The sequence below is a fragment of the Bacteroides mediterraneensis genome (assembly GCF_016900355.1).
Taxonomy (GTDB): Bacteria; Bacteroidota; Bacteroidia; order Bacteroidales; family Bacteroidaceae; genus Phocaeicola.
Map to the genome: position 1 here is coordinate 1 of NZ_JACJKA010000031.1, position 17,145 is coordinate 17,145.

Here is a 17,145-nt window from a genome sequence, read left to right on the forward strand (position 1 = left end):
TAAACAGACTGATATAAACATGACAGAATCAGATTTATGTCCGCCATCTTTCAAATATTTCCGTTTCAAAAGGAAAAAATATGTCCAATAAGAAATCTCTTTTAGCATAATATTCAATATCTTTTAGCAGGGAATGGTCTGATATATGTCTGTTTTGGTGTATAACTGCGTTTAATAATTTGCTGTTTTACAGGTAATGCCGGAATAACTACTCGCAAATTATCTGAAGGTTGTGTGATTGCATTATGACTGTCCGGATTGATAGAGATATTTGGTCTATCAAAGGCTCCTAAAGAATCTAATCCCCAATAAATCAGACCTACAGCTAAGCCTATCCAGCCTCCAATAAAAGCTGATGCTACAGATACAAGAGAGTTTACTGCAGCTTTCTCATAAGAAATTTGCCCATCTGCTGCTCCTGCATAATCAATAACGACACCAAGCACTAACAATTTTCTGCCGAAATTTTTGGCCAGAGAAGTTATTTTATATGTTCTGATTCGAGCACGACTACCTCCTTTCCATCCATTACTATAAATTTTAGGAGAAAATTGACCTGACTTATAAAATCGAGCTGTAGCCTTCATATTTGATAATTCAACCAAACTGGCCATTGTTCCTATCGTTGAAATGGAATTTGCAGTATATCCATGCCACAAATATGTTTTTGCTTCTTCTTTATCAATTAAAGCAGGGTTCTCAACCCATAGCGGCATTGAATCTGCAAAAGAAACGAGTCCATAACTACCAATTTGGTCTCTAATGACATCTTGAGTCCTCATAGGTACTATTTCTACTGCAGCGTGCCTTTGATTATCAAAAGTAATCACTCCTTTAAAAGGAAGATTGTTTTGTAATCTATTCTGTAACTCCTGTTGGTTAATCTGTTCTAAGTAATCTGGCATAATATAAACATTTTAAATTATTTACAAGATCATAATCATTCACACATTAATAACAAAGTTACGCAATTTTTTTGTCTAAATGATAAATTGAACATTTTTTTAATGCGATTATGGCAAAATACAAAAACACGATAAAATATAATCATTCAGGTCTTTATACCCTGCATATAAGTGGGATTGGTCAAAAATTCGCTCGCCGATACATTTTCTGAGTTCATCCACAGCGTTTCTCCCGGCACGGTCATTATCCAGAAAACAGCGGATTTCCTTGTAACCGTCCAAAAGCGCCACAGCCTTCGTCAGGTTGGCTACAGAGTTCAGTACGATATGGTCACAGCCCGGCTGAAAGCCTTCGATGCCTTTCTTCTGTAATGTCAGGAACGACAGGTAATCCATAAACCCCTCAAAGAGGCAGCACACCGGCCTTTTCCCTTCCGGTTCCCGGATATACGACACGGCTTTCGGGGAAATGCAGGCCTTGAAATACCGGTTCCGTATCTCATACCCGCCGTTCATGTTGGGGAATCCGACCGCGAAATAGCGTTTCCCGCCCAGCCCGTAACGGATTTCCCGGCATTCCCTGCGGGCTGTTCCCGCATCAATACCCCTTTCTTTCAGATAGCGGTACAAGGCCGGCGATGCCAGTTCCTTCACTTCCACCTCCTGAAAGGCCGGTTTCGGTTTTTCCCGTTTGGGGAAGGGACAGGCCACGGGACAGATGTGAGGTGTCTGACGTTCTATCTGCCGCAACAGGTAAGACACATCTTTTGACCCGTACAGTTCGGAGGCGAGGGCAATCAAGTCGCCGCCTTTTCCGATGCCGAAATCGAACCATTTATTAAGGGCCGTGTTTACCTTGAACGATGCGTCCGTTTCTTCCCGCAGCGGCGAACGGTACCACAAGTTCGCCCCGCATTGCCGCACCGGGAAATGTCCCAGCGTGTGCAAATAGTCTTCAATGCGTATCTGTTTGGTTGTCTGTATGTTCATAAGGATTTAAGTTAACCGTTATGGAATGAAAAATCCCCCGGAAACTTTTCCGGAGGATTCAAACTACCGAAGTCTGGGTTCATACAGCAGTGCCAGTTCCATCCGGCGCCGCCTTTCGATGGAAGGGATGACCCGGCCTTTCCAGCACCGGAACGACAGGTACTCCCGTTCGATGTCCCGCTCCCCTCGCTCCAACTTCCGTATCAGCCTGCTTTTGGGCATCTTTCCGTATCCCAGGAGCCGGTTATGGCCGACCTGATAAGCCAGCACAGCCAGCAGGAGGCTGTCCGTCCCGAAGCGCCGGAAGAGGGCGCACCGTTCCAGCAGGTCTTTCCTTAGCAACGCTTCTCCTTCCTCACGGCTCATCCCGTAGGACAGCTGTTCACCCGGGAGGATGCGGTGCCCGTAAGCGATGTACGGTGCCTTGTCCGGCCCGTGCCAGCCTTCGTACCGCATGACCAGTCGGATGGCGCGTTCAAATGGAGGCAGCCGTTTCAGTCCCTCCATGTCCTGCGCCGCCAGCAGGCAGGGGAACAGCCCCAGCAGGCAAAGGGCGGGTATGGATTTTCTCATCCTGTTTACCATTCCACCACCTCCACATCCAGCGTGCAGCAGGGCGTGCCGCCATCATAACTCCATTCCCGTCTGCTCACCGTCAGTTCACACTCCTTCAGGAAATCCCCCACACTCATGCTTTCTGTCCTTTCGTTGCGTTCAAAGCAATGGCAGGCGGGCGTTTCTTCCAGCACTTGCCGGGAAAACTTGCAGGCAAGCCGGTCCGCGTTTATGCGGAGCCGGTCGCCGATGGCAGGCACGGTCACCGCCTTCCGGGTCAGCAGGACATACTCCGGCAATCCGGGTATGTCGGCATACAGCAGGATGTTCATTCCGTGCCCTCCTCTCCGTTTTCCGTTCCTGTTCCGACAGGCTCCGTCACGCTTTCTTCCGGATTGCTGTCCTCCGCATTGAAACTGAAGCTGAGCTGGCAGACGGCTCCCCAGTTGTTTTCAAAATAGAGGTCGATGGCCTGTGCCTCATCGCTGCTTTCCGAAGTGTAGTACAGCCTGAATTTCAGGTCTTCCAGCAGATAGCGGTCGTTGGGTTTCAGTGCCGTGCCGTCCGCCAGTTGGAGGATGCCTTCTCCGTCGGGCTGGAAATACCTCAGCGTGTAGACGGTGCCGTCGAATTCCCCTTCGGGAATGATTTCCAGGCGGATTTCCGCCGTTTCCCCTTCCACGAGTTCATCCGTTACCGGCAGGGCTTCCACGGTGAACGGGTATTCCTGCTGCACCTCCGGCCCTTCGTCACAGGAAGCCAGGCAACATACCGCCGCTGCCAGGCAGCAGGCGGCTTTCATCCGGTCAAATGTCTTTTTCATCATTTTCATCATTGTTTCTTGTTTTCAGTAAGGTTCAGAATATGTATTTGAGGGCGATTCCATATTGGGTATGGAAATGTCCGGCCGCGCTGCCCCACAGGATGCGTTCCCGTAACTGGAAAGCCAGTACGGTGCAGTCGCTCAGGTAGGCTTCCGCTTCGAGGGTCACGAAACCTCCATAAATGAAGGATTCGCTTTCCTGCAGGACGGCCCCGTCTTCCAGCATCCGTTTCCCGCCGTTTACGCGCTCATACCCCAGCAGGCCCGACAGTCCGGCGTTCAGGAACACCGTCTTGCCCGGCGTGGACAGGAAATTGTAGCAGTATCCCGCTTCCCCCGTATATTGTGCAAGCGGAATCCGGGTTTTCCGGTAGGGATAATGCCGTTTCATCATCCCGATGCCGTACACCCACTTGTGACCCCCTTTGTCATAGGTGAACAGGGCAAGCGAGAAGGCATAGCCGGCATCCTTCCGGTTCCTCTGCGAATAGAATCCGTCCGCCATCTCCGCTGATACCTGTATGCCTTTCATGCCCGGCAGGCACCGCTGGGCTTCCGCCCGTCCTGCCAGAAGGACGGACAGAAGCAGGGTTATAAACAATACCTTCCCCTTCATCGCACACGCAGTTCATTGATGGTCTCGGCCTGTACCAGGTCTTCATTCTCCAGCTCGAAGGTCTGGTGACGCCCGCCTTGTTTCTCGTACATTTCCACGACCAGTTTCTTCCCGTCGGGTATCGTGAATTTCGGCAGGGCGAACACCGTGCATTCGGACTTCTTCCCGTCCACACGGGTCACGTAGTTGTAGGCCCGCAGCGGATAGACCACCTGTTCCTGCATGGCGGTACGCTTCACCAGCTTCTTGTCCGCTATCTTGAAGGTCACGAAGTCCACATCGAAGGGCACGTGCGAAGTGTTCTTTATCTGCGTGTGGAAATAGAGCAGCCCGCCGTGGCTGTACAGCCCTTTCAGGAGGAACTGTACCCCGAAACGCTTGCACCCGATGTGGCGGATGCGGCGCTTGTCGCGTTCATACACGGACTTCATGATCAGGCGCACCAGGCGGGGCGACTCGTTGTCCAGTTCCGTCAGGTAGATTTCCATCGCGTTGTTCGGGCGGTTCACCGTTTCCCCGTCATGGATGAAGTCGCACATCTCCACGTTCAGCAGCAGGGGCTCGTCCGCGTACTTCACATTGAAGCTGTAAAAATTTCCGTCTTCCGTAATCACGCTCATGTTCGTTTCCTGCCGGAAGTTCTTCGTGGTGGCCTTCACGCGGATCACGTTCTCCGCGCCGTCCGCCTTTCCCGCTATCAGGTCCGTGGACCCCAGGTCCACATACCTTACCGGTGAAGGAAAGATGACGTGCACCGTTTTGTCGTACGTGATTTCCAGCCCGTGCGGGGGAATCATCTGGCTGAATCCGATCTTGCGGCTCAGCCCTTCAAACCAGTCGCCGCTGCTTTGCTGTGCCTGCGCGGCGTTCATGCCCAACAGGGCGACAGTCAGAATCAGGATTTTCTTCATAAGTCTGCTTGTTTGGTGAATAATCGTTTGTCCCATGTCCTTTGGTTCTTCTTCATTATTGTCCGGGCGGGTACAGCAGCACCCGGTGTCCGGCTTTCAGCGTCACTTTCACGCGTTGCATCTTTTGGGTGACGTATTGCGACACGCCCCGTATCACGCCTTTCCCCAGGTCGGAGGCGATCTGCGCCCCGGCATCCGTCGAGATGTTGATGCTGCTGTTCATCGAGCCTCCCATGTTGGCGGCTATCTCGCGCAGGGCATCGTATTCCATCGAGTTCGGCACCGCTATGCCCTGCTGCCCGTCGGCATCATACACTTCCAGTTCCACGGGGATGACCGACCCGTCATGCTCCACGGTAGAGATGAGGATGTCCAGGCGTTCCCCCTGCATCCGTGTGCCTCCGGTCAGCACCGTCCCTTTCGGGATGAGCCGGTCGTCCACCGCCATCGGTTCCAGCAGGCGGATGCGGAGTGTCTGCCCGTCCGCCACGGTCTGGGTACCGTGCACGCAGGCGGCGATGGTATTCCTGGCCGAAGCGAGCGTCTTTCCGACCGGCGTGTGGAACCCCGTGTTCCTTTCCCCGGCAAAGGCCGCAGCTCGCTCCATGTCGTCTGACGGACGAGGAAGGGAGGATACCACCTGGTGCCGGACAGCCGTCACCGGCCTGGCCTCCGCCTTACGCCTTTCCGTTGCCGGACGGACCTGTGCCGTCTGCCCTCCGTTGTAGCGGGCGGCCAGTTCGTAGGATTTCTCCATCAGCGCCAGTTTCTCTTCCATCGAGTATTCCGGAGAAGCTTCCGGCTGTGCCTGCCGCCGTTCCAGTTCCGCCACGCGTTTCCGCAGTTCCTCCTTCTCCCTGTCGTAGGCCGGCTCATAGAAGTTGTTCAAAGTGCGGTTCATGTCGCGGTAGGCGGCGGACGGCGAGCGGGCGGTTTCCTGCCCGGCCGTTTTCCGGGGCTTTTCCGGAGGCAGGTCGGGCAACCGCACCGTGTCTGCCTGTTTCCGGTCCAGCAGCGAGGCCATCTCCCGGTAGGTGCTCCTGCGTTCCTGTTCTTTTTTCTCCATTTCCTCATGTTCGTAGGCGGCCACCTTGCTCTCCTGCATCCGGGAGTCTTCCGGCAGGGGAATTTCTGTGTTGAAGCCATTGCTCTGCCCGGCCTTTGCCTGTTCCTTTTCCGAAGGGGACAGGGCCAGCCAGACGCATCCGGCGCAGAGGAGTACCAGGACGGGATAGACGATGTATCCGGCCCGCTTCCGTTTCTGTTCTTCAGTCAGCGGCTTGCCGCCTTCCTTGGGCGGAGGCAGTTTCAGCAGCGTCCTGAGTTTTCCGATGTTCATTTTCATGTCTGTTTTCCGCTTGTTCTTTTTCGTTCATACTTTTTGTTCCGTATGTGATGCCGATGGGGCGGATGTGCTCCACCTCCGGCCCGGGACCGTCCCTTTTCCCGAATCCCTGCAGGGCAGTGCCTATGGTGTAGACGCACCCGGCAAGAAAAGGCAGGAACAGGGTCAGCAGTACGGCGGCCCGTTGCCTTTCCGTCAGCTTCCGGCAGGACATCCGCAGCCGGATGTCCGCCCGTTTCCAGAAGTTTTTCCGCCTGTTCATCGTTCCGCGCTTCTGAGGTCCCTGTTTTCCAGTATCACCAGGTGCTCGATGATGAACCCGTTGGGGTTCGCGTCCGAGCGTGAGGTGTTCTGCAGCTCGCATCCGGTCACCAGCGAGCGTTCCGTCACGTTGCTCTCGCGGATAATCAGCTGGCGTGCGTAGGTCTTCACCCGGTAAGGGTACACGGAGAAGTCGCACGACACGCTGTCCACCTGGAGCACCTGGTTCACGTTGCCCGATATCAGGCGGTTGTAGTAGCCTTTCTCGGCAAAGTCCGTATAGTACCGGTAGGCGCTCCGGTCGGCGAGCTGCAGGGCACGGTTGATGTTGTGCTCGATGGCGTCCTTCTGCGGCGAGAGACCGAAGAAAAGCTCGTGGAAGCGCCGTACATGCTCCCTGGCCTCTGCGGGACGGTTCTGGGAGAGGTCCTGAGAAAGGGCGAGCATCAGCGACTTCCCGCCGTCCAGCACATAGATCTTTTCCCGCTGCTTTTCGGCGAAACGGAACGAGCTCCACAGGGCATAGCCGGTGACGAGCGTGCAGCAGCCGACAAACACGGCCAGCATCAGGCGGATGCGGCGGAAGCCCGTTTCAATGTTGGTCAATGACTTGAATTCCATAATCTGTTTTTCTTGGGTTATTTTCCCCGCAGCCTGCCTCCGACGTTGCCGAGCGCGGAGCCTGCGGCTCCTGCGGCCAGCCCGCCGCCTTTCACGGCGCTGCGGTTGATGTTGCGGTTGTAGTTCCCTCCTCCGCCTGCCTGCACGATCCATCCCGCCACGGTCGGCACGGTGAAGTAACCGATGATGCCTATCAGCATGAAGATGATGTACACGGCATTGGAGTTGTCCACCGAATAGTCGGGGTTGTTTTGCAGTTCCAGAATGTCATTCTGGAGCATCAGCACCTGTATCTTGGCGAGCATGCAGCTGAACAGGTCGCTTACGGGCAGCCAGAGATAGACGGATATGTACCGGGTGAACCATTGGGCGAGCGTGGACTGGAACCCGTCCCACACGGAGAAGGCGAAGGCCACGGGGCCGAGGATGGAGAGCACCACGAGGAAGAACGTCCTCACCGTGTCTATCAGCAGCGAGGCGGCGGCGAACAGCAGTTCCAACAGGCTGCGGAATGCGTCCCGGATGTTCTTTTCGAGGTTGTACATCCCCACTTCCATGTACATGCCCATCCGTGTGGCGGCGTCCCCGACAGACCATCCCAGCTCGTCCAGCTGCCGGTCAAATTCCTCGTCGCTGACCAGGTAGGCGGTTTCGGGGTTGCGCAGCATGGCTTCCCGTTCCAGTTCGTCCTTCTGCTTCCGGTATTCCTCCATGTCCATCGTCTGTGTTTCCAGCATGGAGTGCGTCCCCTGCACGATGAGCCCCAGCGTGTTGTTCAGCGTGCCCAGCACCAGCGTCGGGAACAGCAGGATGCAGATGCCGACGGCGAAGGGGCGCAGCAGCGGGTACACGTCTATCGGTTCGGCCCGCGCCAGCGACTGCCATACGCGGACGGCCACATAGAACAGGGCGCCCAGCCCGGCAAGCCCTTTCGACACGGCGAGCATGTCGCCGCACAGGGGCATCATCTCTTCATAGAGGCTTTCCAGCACGGTGTGCAGGTTGGTGAAGTCTATTGAAAGCAACGTCATGGGCTACCAGTATTTGGCGTCAGCTTTCCCGTAGAGCCGCATCACGCGGTCCAGGTCGTTCTTCTTCCGGGCACGCAGGAAGCTGACGGCGATGTTGCGGTTCGTATAATAGCTCACCAGGTTCCGGTAGCGCCGCATGCTGCGGTAGCATCCGTCCACCACGTCCATGCGGTCCTTGTCCGTCATGGAGAGCGTGCTCACGTTGATCACCTGTTTCAGGTCCTGCAGCACGCCGTTGCTCTCTTCCAGCAGCTTCGTGTATCCGAAGGCGATGGCGTCCAGTTCCTCCGGGGAGAAGTTCTCATCGTCCATCATCTTCCCGAAGTTCGTCACGTAGATGTCCGACACCTCACCGGTCATCAGGATGATTTCCTGTACCTTGCGGGCGTCACGCACCAGGTTGTTCACGCTTTTCAGCGCATCGTAGTAGCGTTTGGCCTGTTCGTAGATCTTCACGGTTTCAGCAAAGCTCTCCGCCGTGTTCACGGCCGTCTTCGAGGTGTGGGCGATGTTGTCCGACATGTTGATGATGCTTTGCGCGAGGTTCCCGGGGTCGCTCACCACCCATTGCGCCTGTGCGGCGGACGTGCCGAGCGCTGCCGCCAGGCCGAATGCCAGGATTTTTCCCGCTCTCATGGCTGTACCTCCTTCCGCACATAGTCGCCTCCCGGGGAGAAGGTCAGCACGTCGGCAGCCTCGTTGTAGGCCACGTCAATGCGGTATCCGGTATTGATGAAGAGGTTCCCGTCCTCTTCCACCAGCAGGTAGGTCTGCGGCCTCAGGCGGCGTGTCTTCCCGCTGCGGGCGAACACCGTCACCTTGTAGGAATCCCCTTCCCGGTAAACCAGCACGTCGGGTTTCCCCTCCACGCTTGTCCACGGCCCGCACAGCTTTTCCGTTTCCGGCCCCTTGATGTCCGCACATCCTTGCAGCATCAGGGCTGCCGCACCCATGAGGCAGGCGGCCAGCTTCAGCAGTTGTCTGTTCTTTTTCATGATTGTTTCTGTTTTTAGGGTTGTTTCTTTTCGTCGCGTCTTTTTCCGGCAAGGCGGCGCACGGCAAGTTCCAGGTCGCCGTCCAGCCCGTCCGCCAGCCGTTGCAGTTCCAGTTTCTCGGATTCCTCCGTCGTGTACACCAGGTACTCTTCTTCGCTCACCTCCGTGGCGTACACGGCAGAACGGGTACCTCCCAGCCCGATCCATACCTCGCGGTAGGTGTTCCCCGGGCGGTTCGCCTGGTTGATGGAGAGGATCTGTCCCTTTTCCTTGTCCGTCAGCCCGAGCAGTTTCTGTATCTGGTCGAACTTGTTCATGTATTTCCGCTGGTCAAGCAGAATCTTGCAGTCGCTGTTGTTGATGATGGCCTCTTTCACAATGGGCGAGGAGATGATGTCGTCCACTTCCTGGGTGACCACTACCGCTTCCCCAAAGTATTTCCGGACGGTCTTGAACAAATATTTTACATATTCACTCATGTTCGCCGACATCAGGGCCTTCCAGCATTCCTCGATCAGTATCATTTTCCGGACGCCTTTCAGCTTGCGCATCTTGCCGATGAAGGTTTCCATGATGATCAGCGTCACCACCGGCAGCAGCACCTTGTTCGAGGAGATGTTGTCCAGCTCGAAGACAATGAACCGTTTGTTCGTGAGGTCCAGCTTCCGGCCGGAATTCAGCAGGAAGTCATAGTCGCCTCCCCGGTAGAAGGGTTCCAGCACGTTCAGGAAACCGTCGATGTCGAAGTCCTTTTCACGCACCTTCTTCTCTTCCATCATCCGGCGGTAATCGTCGCGTACGAACTCGTAGAAACCGTTGAAGTCCGGTCTCAGGCTCCGGTCCTGCGTGATTTTCCGGATATAGGCGTTCACCGCGCCGGACAGGGCGACTTCCTCCGAACGGCTCGGCGCCTCGTCCTCCCGTTTCCAGAGGGTCAGTATCAGCGTCTTGATGCTTTCGCGCTTCTCCACGTCGAACTCCCCGGAATCGGTATAGAAGGGGTTGAAGGCGATCGGGTTGTCTTCCTCATAGGTCAGGTAGATGCCGTCCTCGCCCTTCGTGCGGCGGTTGATCAGTCTGCACAGCCCCTGGTAGCTGTTCCCGATATCCACCAGCAGGATATGGGTGTTCTGTTCGTAATACTGCCTCACCAGGTGGTTGGTGAAGAACGATTTCCCGCTTCCGGACGGGCCGAGCACGAACTTGTTGCGGTTGGTGATGATGCCCCGCCTCATCGGTTCGTCGCTGAGGTCCACGTGTACGGGTACCCCGCTCTGGCGGTCCGCCATACGGATGCCGAACGGGCTGAGCGAACTGCGGTAGTTCGTCTCTTCCGTAAACAGGCATACCGCCTGCTCCAGGAAGGTGTGGAAACTTTCCTCGGCAGGAAAGTCACCCGCATTGCCGGGGATGCCCGCCCAGTACAGCACCGGCACGTCAACCGTGTTGTGGCGGGGCGTGCATTCCATCATGGCCAGCTGGCTTCCCGTATCGTTCTTGACACGCCGCAGGCTTTCCCCGTCTTCCGCCCAGGCAAGCACGTTGCAGTGGCAGCGCACGGGCAGCACGCCTTTCGTGTGGGCCTCGTCCAGGTACATTTCCACCCATTCCCGGTTTACTGCGTTACTGCGGCTGTATCGGGAGAGGGAGAGCATGTTCCGGGCGGTCTTCTCCATGTCCTGCAACACTGTCCGCGCGTCGTCGATGAAGACATACTGCGAATAGATGTGGTTGCAGGGGAGCAGCAGTCCTACGGGGGCGGCGAACGAGAGGCGGCAGTCGCTGCGGTCCGTGGACATCCGCCCGTAGCGCATGTCGGTGCCCACCTTGCCGGGGAGGTCGTCCGCCGCGGAGAGGGTGTGCAGGCACAGCCGCTTGTCTCCGATGCGCATCCGGTCCGGCTCCAGGCAGATGTCTTCCAGCACCGTTTGCCCGCCTTCCGGAGAAAGGGACAGGTAGCGTTCCACCAGCCCCGGACGCTCTTCCGTGCCCGTGATTTCTTCCGGCGGCAGGCGGCGCAGGCACACATGCCCCGAGTCGTTGACAATCCGTTCGAACTGTTCCACCGCCTCCATGAAACGGGAGGCGGCCTCCTTGTCCGTCACTTCCTTGGGCAGGATATGCCCCCGGCACAGGGTGCTGAAGTCGCTGTTCCGGCGGCTCCGTTCCCGCACGGTCTTGGTCACGTAGAGGTAACAGCGGTGGTTCAGGTAGGGACGCTCGTTGAAGTGGCGTTCATAGCTCCGGGCCAGGAAGCTCATCTCCCTGCCTTCCCAGTCCGGCCGGTAGCTCTCTTCCGTGAACCAGTCCTGCTTGCACACGATGGAATAGTCGGGCAGCACCCGGATGGCCTTCACCCACACGGAGTGGATGGCTTCGTATTCCCCCGCCGCCACGGTGTACACCTCGGGCAGCGTCACCTCGAAGGCGACCGTCAGGTCCGCGTCCTTCGACACGATGCAGCCGTGCTCCACGGCAAGCAGGGGGAATTTCCGTTCCAGTGTCTCGGCTTTCAGTATGTTTCTCATGGCTTTCTTTCAGGGTTCAACATCCGGAATATCTTTCTGCGCCGGATCAGGTAGCGCGGGTGGCGCTTTTCCGCCAGCATCTTCATCAGCCCGTGTTCGCCGAACCGCGCGTTCAGCCGGAACACGCCCCAGGCCAGCAGGCTGCCGGCGAAGATGCCGCCCAGGATGCAGGTCCATTGCCCCGCACCGGCGAGGTAAAGGACGACCACCGCCAGCAGCACGGCGGCGAGTCCGCCCGCCAGGATGAAGAGGTACATGGAGGTAAGCCCCTTGAACTCCACCTGTTTTCCCACGCCCTTGTTCACGTCGTACTCCATAGGCTCAGAGGAAGAAGGAACGCAGGATGGTGGCGGCCACAATCAGGAAGATACAGGCGAAGAACCAGCTCGCGGCGGTCTTCGACGTGTCGGGGTCTCCGCTGGAGAACTTTCCGTAGGTCTTGATGCCTCCCACCAGGCCGAGCACGGCGCCGATGGCATAACACAGCTTCGTCGCCGGGTCAAAATAGCTGGTCATGAGGCTGGTGGCCTCGTTGATGCCTGCAAGTCCCTCGCCCTGGGCGAAAGCCCCTGCTGTCACTAACACGCTCAATGCGGTAAAAAGGATTCTTTTTCTCATGCTTGAATCGTTTTTGGGGTTACACAATTGATTTCGGTGCAAATATAGAGGTGGAGAATGCAGCATGGTACAGGTGTTTCACCACATGGCGGCAGATGTCTTCAGATGTCAGTTCTAAACATGATTCAGCATCCTTGATGCTTTGTTTTCAGGTATCAGAAGCCATGCTACATGCAACATTATAAATGTCCCGTTCGGATTTCCAATCCAGGGTTTTGCAGTGTAAGATAAAAAGCATACCTTTGCATCGCTAGAATCCGCCACGCTTCCCGCAGACCAGCGTACCAGGGCGGAACTTTTTGTTTAAGGGCTGTCTGTTCTCTATCCGAAAAATAATGCCATAAGCAATGGAACGGGTTGAAAACAACGCAGTTTCAGCAATTTTGCCGGACAGAAGTTGTGCATTTGCCTGAATTTTAATAGTTTTGTATTTCAAAAATGAATTTGTATGGAAAATAAAGGCAAATATATAGGCTGGTTTCAGGTACGGAGGATGTGGGGAAGGCTTGACCTGCAATGGGAAGGCATACACGATGATGTGAATATCCTTGTCGGCATCAACGGCTGCGGAAAGACCACCCTGCTCAACCTGATGTCGGATTACTATACCGGACAGAAAATAAAGAAAGGGATTGCCGAATCCGTTAGTGGCACAGCCATCGACAGTCCGGTCACATACATCCGTTCATTTGATGTGCCTGCCAATGCGAAGAAAAAGACGGAAAGCATGTTGCTTCAGGAACTCAAACATGTCATCAACCAGAACGGGGAAGGCACTTCGTTTTTCGATTATCGGATGAAGATGTTGAACTATCCGGAGAAAGCGGATATGATTCAGAAACGGATCGACACTTTTTTCAAATTGGTCAATACCTTGTTTAAGGAAACAGGCAAAGAGATTACGATAGACCCGCAAAATAACACACTTGTTTTTTCAATCCGGGAAACAGAAGGAAAGCATTTGGCGGGCAATGCATCAACTGGTGATAACTCTGGTAGAAAAATCCAACTGGACCAGCTGTCTTCCGGTGAAAAGCAGATGCTGCTGATTCTGACCACCGTTTTCCTTCAGGAAGAGAAACCGAATGTATTGTTGATGGACGAGCCGGAAATCTCCCTGCACATCAGCTGGCAGGATCGTCTGATCGAATGGATACGGCAGTTGAATCCGTATTGCCAGGTGATACTGACCACCCACTCCCCGAACATCTTTGCCAATGGCTGGGAGGACAAGATTGTGTTCATTCAAGATTTGGAGCGGCCATGACGGAAGCGGACAAGCGTGACTTTTATGCCAAAGCGGCCAAAGGGCTGGCGGCATCCGCCAGGCTCTACAACGTAGATGCCGTGGTTCATGTGGAAGACACGGATGACATCTGGTTCTGGCAACAGTGCCTTTCCCAATACCGTACGGGACATTACAAGTTCATGCGGGCAACGACCAATGAGAAAGGTTCTCCCACTACCGGATGCACGCAATGCTTGAAATACAAGGACTTCCTTTCCCGACGGTTCTTCATCTGCATAGACAGCGACCTCCGTTATCTTTCCGGTGAGGACCTGCAGGCGGAAAAGGGTATCCTGCAGACCTATGCCTATTCTTGGGAAAACCATTGTGCGTTTGCCGACAAACTGCAGCAGGCCTTTGATGAAGTGGAAGGGAGAAAACAGTTTGACTTCCGCTCTTTTCTGGAAGGATATTCCCGGATCGTGTACGAGCCTTTCCTGCTGATGCTGCATCAGGAAAGGGAGAACCATCCCCGTTTCAAACGGGGTGACTTTCATCGGTGTGTCGCGTTTCAATACCGGCAAGGGGATGAACTGGACAACGGCGCGGCTTTCCTGAAGCGCATGCAAGAAAATCTGGCTGCTGAAACGGTGGACGTGGCTGCGCAATACGGGTTCGACCTTGAAACGGAAAGAGTCCGCTATGAGGCTTTGGGACTGCGGGAAACGAATGCATACCTGTATGTCCGCGGCCATGACCTCTACAATGCACTGGTGTCCATCGGGAAAAAACTGTGTGAAAATACCGGGGTAGATTTTGAACAGAATGTCATGAGGTCGGCCCTGGCTTTTGGACAATACGATGAAATTACCCGCATCAGGACAGATATCGGGAAATTGCAGGAACTGCCTTTGTGACAGGAAAAATAACAACGCCCGGCACAGCCCCTTATAACAGGTATGAAGCGGCTGCACCGGCCATTGTCTTTTGATTCTTTATTTACGCTATCAGTGTTTTCCAATCCTTTCCGGATTCATTTTTAGGAGGAGTGCTGTTCCTGACCGGCTTCGGATTCCCCTCTTCATCCAGATACCTTCCCATCAGTTCCTCGATGACCTCCTTGTTTTCCACCTGTGCCTCAATGACCGCGAACATTTCCGTTTCACGTATTGCATGCAGTGTAAGGGCGGCACGGGACGATTGTTCCTCGTTTTCTCTGGCCCGGTTCCGGTTGAACAGCACGTCGGCCATGTTCACCAGGTCCGCCTGTGTCAGCGGTTGCGACACGGCTTCCGTGGGTATATTCATGGCATCCAGTTCTTCCTGTTCTTCCTGCAACAGGCGCATCCGTTCCAGGTCCAGCGTGCATTCCACGTCCTCATCCGGCATTTCCGTTTCTTCGCCGATAAAATCCTTCTCCAGCGGCAGGCTCAGGAAAGGGGCTCCCGTTTCGCCCGTGTTCTCATCTAAATAGACGGACTGAGTACCACCCATCACATCCGCTTCCGGAGGCGGTTCCGGAGCCGGTGTTTCTTTTTTCCCCGTTTGGGAGGATGAGGAAACGGGATACAGCGCATCACAGATTCTTTTGACTTGGCTTTTTGTTTGCCATATTTTATATAAGATATAGGCGGCACAAGCCGTCCGTACCGACAGATAGATTACTTCTTCCATTGTATAGGTTTTTGAGTGGCTTTTTCATTATAAATCTCATTGATAATTTCTTCATACTGCTTCAGGTGGTCTGAAAGCACGTTGTTCACGAAAGCGGGCACCGACAGGTCCGGTGCGATTACCGGCAGTACACCCGCGATGGCGCGGTACAGCGCATCGTGGATGTAGGTCTGCCGCCGGGTGCCTTTGAGACGTTCCGCAAGAAAGCGTTTCCGGTACGCTTCCTGTTCCGGTGGTGCCCCGTGAAGGGGTTCCATTTCCTTTTCCCCGTCTTTTGCGTCCTTCCTTTTAGGCGAAGAGGATGCTCCGTCGTCCGTCATTTCTTCAAGGGCGGCCGTATCTCCCGCCACTACCCGTTTGAGGACATCCTCGTCCACATCGTATATTTTACGGTTTCTGTTTGCCATAGTATGCTGTATTTTTAGTCAGTAAGTCCGAGTATCGTTTCCAGTTCGTCGGCAAGCAGGTCGATGTGGCTTCCTTTCAGCAGGAAAGGCGAAGGAGGAAACAGCGTGCTGCGGAATACCTGGCCATCCGTGCAGATGCCCCGGTTGAAGCGTTCCGCCTTCGGCAATACGGTTTCCAGCGTCTTCAGCTTCAGATGGCGGAAGATTTCCGTATAGGCGCGGTAAAGTTCCTTGGACACCCGGCGGTCCATGCAGTTCCAGAACAGGCGGATGTCCTTCAGCGGGAAACTGTCATTGCGGGAAAGCAGTTCCCGGATGGCAAGCACGAAGTTCATGCTGCTCTGCATGACCATCCGGTTCTGTGTCACCGGTACGAACAGATAGTCCATGTTCACCAGGGAACGGAACACGCCTGCGGCATTCACCGTTCCGGGCAGGTCCGTCAGCACAAGGTCATAGGCGGTTCCCGAGCGGTCCAGGAATTCGTAGGCGGTCTGCTTGGCGTCTTCGGGGGTGGAGGTCAGCACGGTATAGGCTTTCCGCTCGCTTCCCTCAAACTGTTCCAGCAGCTTTCCCTGAAGCTTTTCGTTCTTTTCCACTGTCTTGATGTCCCATTCCCGGATGTCGCGGATGCTGTGCTGCGGATAGTCGCAGTCCACGACCAGCACGTTTCTGCCTTTCCGGTAATGGAAATAGCTGGCAAGGAGTATCGTCAGCGTGGACTTGCCGACGCCTCCTTTCTGGTTGCTCAAGGCAACGAACAAAGGTTCTTTCTTCTTTTCCATTGTATTTTCTTTGGGTTGATTGGTTGTTCTTGCAGATAAGGATTGCCATACGGAATGCCTTGCACCAGTGCCTTGCCGCATACACTGCGCCCGTTGCTACAATGCAGCATATACGATAAGGTGCTGTATATACGCCAAAGTGTACGGTATCAAAGAACACATGGCAGGATTGTCACCAATGCATCCATGCAATATAATATGGAATGCATCAGGGCCATACTTGCAGGAGGCAATGCAGGGCGTTACAGGTCACAAGGCATTGACATATCCGATGCACCGTCATACCTGTTGCATCCCTGTATGTACTGTGTCACGGCAAGTGATGCAACGGTGGCCGTACCATGTCACGATACCTGTTGCAAGGCTGCGGTCAGAACTTTACATCATCCAGCTTGCGGTGAAACAGTTCTTCCAGTTCCTCCCCGTAGGTCTTCAGGTGATGGGTCAGCACATTGTCCAGAAAGGCGGGCACGGTCATCCCTTCCTTGACCATGGGCAATATGCGGGCAAGCAGGGAGTAGGTTTCACAACTGATGTAAGTCTGCTTGCGGTGTACGGTTTCGTTGCGGTTCAGAAAGAGGTCTTCATAGGTTTCCTGCATCCGCAGGTCTTCGGCTGCGTTTCCTTCCCGGTCATCCGGGACGGCGCCGAGTGTTATTTTCTCTACCAGGATGGTGCCGCCGCTTTCCTTTTTCCGGCACAGGCTTTCAAACAGGCTTTTCTTCTTTCTCATAACTTCTTGAATTTAGGTGAATATTCATTTTCCGGTTCACTCTCATAGCACGAGAGCAATGCGTTCTGTATGGCAGTGCATCCCGTCCGGCATTGCCTCATACACGGCATCCATGCAAT

The 17,145-nt window shown here is 54.8% G+C and carries 22 protein-coding genes; 2 read left to right on the top strand and 20 right to left on the bottom strand.

Annotation, left to right across the window (positions count from 1 at the left end):
• Positions 1-113 precede the first annotated feature (113 nt).
• The 16 genes from H6A28_RS13300 to H6A28_RS13375 all read right to left on the bottom strand — a co-directional run bounded on the left by H6A28_RS13300 (position 114) and on the right by H6A28_RS13375 (position 12,199).
• Complete coding sequence (locus H6A28_RS13300) at positions 114-905, bottom strand: hypothetical protein (RefSeq protein WP_204428917.1); 792 nt, start codon at positions 903-905, stop codon at positions 114-116.
• 108 nt (positions 906-1,013) lie between these two features.
• Positions 1,014-1,895 carry a toprim domain-containing protein gene (locus H6A28_RS13305; protein WP_204428918.1) on the bottom strand — a complete coding sequence of 294 codons (882 nt, stop codon included), beginning with the start codon at positions 1,893-1,895 and terminating at the stop codon, positions 1,014-1,016.
• 63 nt (positions 1,896-1,958) lie between these two features.
• Positions 1,959-2,468 (bottom strand): glycoside hydrolase family protein, encoded by a 510-nt coding sequence (locus H6A28_RS13310; RefSeq protein WP_204428919.1) that lies wholly within the window; start codon positions 2,466-2,468, stop codon positions 1,959-1,961.
• A 5-nt stretch (positions 2,469-2,473) separates the two neighbouring features.
• Positions 2,474-2,782, bottom strand: coding sequence for a hypothetical protein (locus H6A28_RS13315; protein ID WP_204428920.1), 309 nt, complete (start codon positions 2,780-2,782; stop codon positions 2,474-2,476).
• Positions 2,779-3,276: a DUF3872 domain-containing protein gene (locus H6A28_RS13320; protein ID WP_204428921.1), complete on the bottom strand. Its 498-nt coding sequence runs from the start codon at positions 3,274-3,276 to the stop codon at positions 2,779-2,781. Before H6A28_RS13320 ends, H6A28_RS13315 begins: the two co-directional genes overlap by 4 nt.
• Before the next feature lie 31 nt (positions 3,277-3,307).
• Positions 3,308-3,889 carry a conjugal transfer protein TraO gene (locus H6A28_RS13325; protein WP_204428922.1) on the bottom strand — a complete coding sequence of 194 codons (582 nt, stop codon included), beginning with the start codon at positions 3,887-3,889 and terminating at the stop codon, positions 3,308-3,310.
• Entirely contained in the window at positions 3,886-4,800 is a 915-nt protein-coding gene (traN, locus tag H6A28_RS13330; RefSeq protein WP_204428924.1) for a conjugative transposon protein TraN, read from the bottom strand. The genes H6A28_RS13325 and traN overlap by 4 nt, the downstream gene beginning before the upstream one ends.
• Before the next feature lie 55 nt (positions 4,801-4,855).
• Complete coding sequence (gene traM, locus H6A28_RS13335; protein WP_204428925.1) at positions 4,856-6,145, bottom strand: conjugative transposon protein TraM; 1,290 nt, start codon at positions 6,143-6,145, stop codon at positions 4,856-4,858.
• On the bottom strand, positions 6,069-6,407 hold the full coding sequence (locus tag H6A28_RS13340; RefSeq protein ID WP_204428926.1) for a TraL conjugative transposon family protein: 339 nt from the start codon (positions 6,405-6,407) through the stop codon (positions 6,069-6,071). The genes traM and H6A28_RS13340 overlap by 77 nt, the downstream gene beginning before the upstream one ends.
• Entirely contained in the window at positions 6,404-7,027 is a 624-nt protein-coding gene (gene traK, locus H6A28_RS13345) for a conjugative transposon protein TraK (RefSeq protein ID WP_087248791.1), read from the bottom strand. Before traK ends, H6A28_RS13340 begins: the two co-directional genes overlap by 4 nt.
• 17 nt (positions 7,028-7,044) lie before the next feature.
• Entirely contained in the window at positions 7,045-8,058 is a 1,014-nt protein-coding gene (traJ, locus tag H6A28_RS13350) for a conjugative transposon protein TraJ (RefSeq protein WP_204428931.1), read from the bottom strand.
• A 3-nt stretch (positions 8,059-8,061) separates the two neighbouring features.
• Positions 8,062-8,694: a DUF4141 domain-containing protein gene (locus H6A28_RS13355; protein WP_204428932.1), complete on the bottom strand. Its 633-nt coding sequence runs from the start codon at positions 8,692-8,694 to the stop codon at positions 8,062-8,064.
• Positions 8,691-9,053: a DUF3876 domain-containing protein gene (locus H6A28_RS13360; protein ID WP_204428933.1), complete on the bottom strand. Its 363-nt coding sequence runs from the start codon at positions 9,051-9,053 to the stop codon at positions 8,691-8,693. Before H6A28_RS13360 ends, H6A28_RS13355 begins: the two co-directional genes overlap by 4 nt.
• A 14-nt stretch (positions 9,054-9,067) precedes the next feature.
• Positions 9,068-11,581, bottom strand: coding sequence for a TraG family conjugative transposon ATPase (locus H6A28_RS13365; RefSeq protein WP_204428934.1), 2,514 nt, complete (start codon positions 11,579-11,581; stop codon positions 9,068-9,070).
• The gene (locus tag H6A28_RS13370) at positions 11,578-11,898 is read right to left on the bottom strand and encodes a DUF4133 domain-containing protein (protein WP_087248783.1); all 321 of its coding nucleotides are present in this window, start codon (positions 11,896-11,898) and stop codon (positions 11,578-11,580) included. Before H6A28_RS13370 ends, H6A28_RS13365 begins: the two co-directional genes overlap by 4 nt.
• Before the next feature lie 4 nt (positions 11,899-11,902).
• Positions 11,903-12,199 carry a DUF4134 domain-containing protein gene (locus H6A28_RS13375; RefSeq protein ID WP_013617142.1) on the bottom strand — a complete coding sequence of 99 codons (297 nt, stop codon included), beginning with the start codon at positions 12,197-12,199 and terminating at the stop codon, positions 11,903-11,905.
• 448 nt (positions 12,200-12,647) lie between these two features.
• Here H6A28_RS13375 and H6A28_RS13380 point away from each other — a divergent pair, with 448 nt between their 5' ends.
• Both H6A28_RS13380 and H6A28_RS13385 read left to right on the top strand, forming a co-directional pair.
• On the top strand, positions 12,648-13,466 hold the full coding sequence (locus tag H6A28_RS13380; protein ID WP_204428936.1) for an AAA family ATPase: 819 nt from the start codon (positions 12,648-12,650) through the stop codon (positions 13,464-13,466).
• Positions 13,463-14,344 carry a DUF4435 domain-containing protein gene (locus H6A28_RS13385; protein WP_204428937.1) on the top strand — a complete coding sequence of 294 codons (882 nt, stop codon included), beginning with the start codon at positions 13,463-13,465 and terminating at the stop codon, positions 14,342-14,344. Before H6A28_RS13380 ends, H6A28_RS13385 begins: the two co-directional genes overlap by 4 nt.
• Positions 14,345-14,426: 82 nt before the next feature.
• Here the strand turns inward: H6A28_RS13385 and H6A28_RS13390 are convergent, their stop codons facing one another.
• From H6A28_RS13390 to H6A28_RS13405, 4 genes are all read right to left on the bottom strand, one after another.
• Positions 14,427-15,101, bottom strand: coding sequence for a DUF4122 family protein (locus H6A28_RS13390; RefSeq protein ID WP_204428945.1), 675 nt, complete (start codon positions 15,099-15,101; stop codon positions 14,427-14,429).
• Positions 15,089-15,508, bottom strand: coding sequence for a DUF3408 domain-containing protein (locus H6A28_RS13395; protein WP_204428947.1), 420 nt, complete (start codon positions 15,506-15,508; stop codon positions 15,089-15,091). Before H6A28_RS13395 ends, H6A28_RS13390 begins: the two co-directional genes overlap by 13 nt.
• A 14-nt stretch (positions 15,509-15,522) precedes the next feature.
• Positions 15,523-16,293 carry an AAA family ATPase gene (locus H6A28_RS13400; RefSeq protein ID WP_204428949.1) on the bottom strand — a complete coding sequence of 257 codons (771 nt, stop codon included), beginning with the start codon at positions 16,291-16,293 and terminating at the stop codon, positions 15,523-15,525.
• Between the two features lie 370 nt (positions 16,294-16,663).
• A complete protein-coding gene (locus tag H6A28_RS13405; protein WP_204428951.1) occupies positions 16,664-17,026 on the bottom strand; it encodes a DUF3408 domain-containing protein in 363 nt (120 codons plus the stop codon).
• Positions 17,027-17,145: the final 119 nt, after the last annotated feature.

Excerpts from the sequence above, each read along its gene's own strand:
- H6A28_RS13300 (WP_204428917.1), bottom strand. The coding sequence starts at position 905 with ATGCCAGATTACTTAGAACAGATTAACCAACAGGAGTTACAGAATAGA.
- H6A28_RS13305 (WP_204428918.1), bottom strand. The coding sequence starts at position 1,895 with ATGAACATACAGACAACCAAACAGATACGCATTGAAGACTATTTGCAC.
- H6A28_RS13310 (WP_204428919.1), bottom strand. The coding sequence starts at position 2,468 with ATGAGAAAATCCATACCCGCCCTTTGCCTGCTGGGGCTGTTCCCCTGC.
- H6A28_RS13315 (WP_204428920.1), bottom strand. The coding sequence starts at position 2,782 with ATGAACATCCTGCTGTATGCCGACATACCCGGATTGCCGGAGTATGTC.
- H6A28_RS13320 (WP_204428921.1), bottom strand. The coding sequence starts at position 3,276 with ATGATGAAAAAGACATTTGACCGGATGAAAGCCGCCTGCTGCCTGGCA.
- H6A28_RS13325 (WP_204428922.1), bottom strand. The coding sequence starts at position 3,889 with ATGAAGGGGAAGGTATTGTTTATAACCCTGCTTCTGTCCGTCCTTCTG.
- traN (WP_204428924.1), bottom strand. The coding sequence starts at position 4,800 with ATGAAGAAAATCCTGATTCTGACTGTCGCCCTGTTGGGCATGAACGCC.
- traM (WP_204428925.1), bottom strand. The coding sequence starts at position 6,145 with ATGAAAATGAACATCGGAAAACTCAGGACGCTGCTGAAACTGCCTCCG.
- H6A28_RS13340 (WP_204428926.1), bottom strand. The coding sequence starts at position 6,407 with ATGAACAGGCGGAAAAACTTCTGGAAACGGGCGGACATCCGGCTGCGG.
- traK (WP_087248791.1), bottom strand. The coding sequence starts at position 7,027 with ATGGAATTCAAGTCATTGACCAACATTGAAACGGGCTTCCGCCGCATC.
- traJ (WP_204428931.1), bottom strand. The coding sequence starts at position 8,058 with ATGACGTTGCTTTCAATAGACTTCACCAACCTGCACACCGTGCTGGAA.
- H6A28_RS13355 (WP_204428932.1), bottom strand. The coding sequence starts at position 8,694 with ATGAGAGCGGGAAAAATCCTGGCATTCGGCCTGGCGGCAGCGCTCGGC.
- H6A28_RS13360 (WP_204428933.1), bottom strand. The coding sequence starts at position 9,053 with ATGAAAAAGAACAGACAACTGCTGAAGCTGGCCGCCTGCCTCATGGGT.
- H6A28_RS13365 (WP_204428934.1), bottom strand. The coding sequence starts at position 11,581 with ATGAGAAACATACTGAAAGCCGAGACACTGGAACGGAAATTCCCCCTG.
- H6A28_RS13370 (WP_087248783.1), bottom strand. The coding sequence starts at position 11,898 with ATGGAGTACGACGTGAACAAGGGCGTGGGAAAACAGGTGGAGTTCAAG.
- H6A28_RS13375 (WP_013617142.1), bottom strand. The coding sequence starts at position 12,199 with ATGAGAAAAAGAATCCTTTTTACCGCATTGAGCGTGTTAGTGACAGCA.
- H6A28_RS13380 (WP_204428936.1), top strand. The coding sequence starts at position 12,648 with ATGGAAAATAAAGGCAAATATATAGGCTGGTTTCAGGTACGGAGGATG.
- H6A28_RS13385 (WP_204428937.1), top strand. The coding sequence starts at position 13,463 with ATGACGGAAGCGGACAAGCGTGACTTTTATGCCAAAGCGGCCAAAGGG.
- H6A28_RS13390 (WP_204428945.1), bottom strand. The coding sequence starts at position 15,101 with ATGGAAGAAGTAATCTATCTGTCGGTACGGACGGCTTGTGCCGCCTAT.
- H6A28_RS13395 (WP_204428947.1), bottom strand. The coding sequence starts at position 15,508 with ATGGCAAACAGAAACCGTAAAATATACGATGTGGACGAGGATGTCCTC.
- H6A28_RS13400 (WP_204428949.1), bottom strand. The coding sequence starts at position 16,293 with ATGGAAAAGAAGAAAGAACCTTTGTTCGTTGCCTTGAGCAACCAGAAA.
- H6A28_RS13405 (WP_204428951.1), bottom strand. The coding sequence starts at position 17,026 with ATGAGAAAGAAGAAAAGCCTGTTTGAAAGCCTGTGCCGGAAAAAGGAA.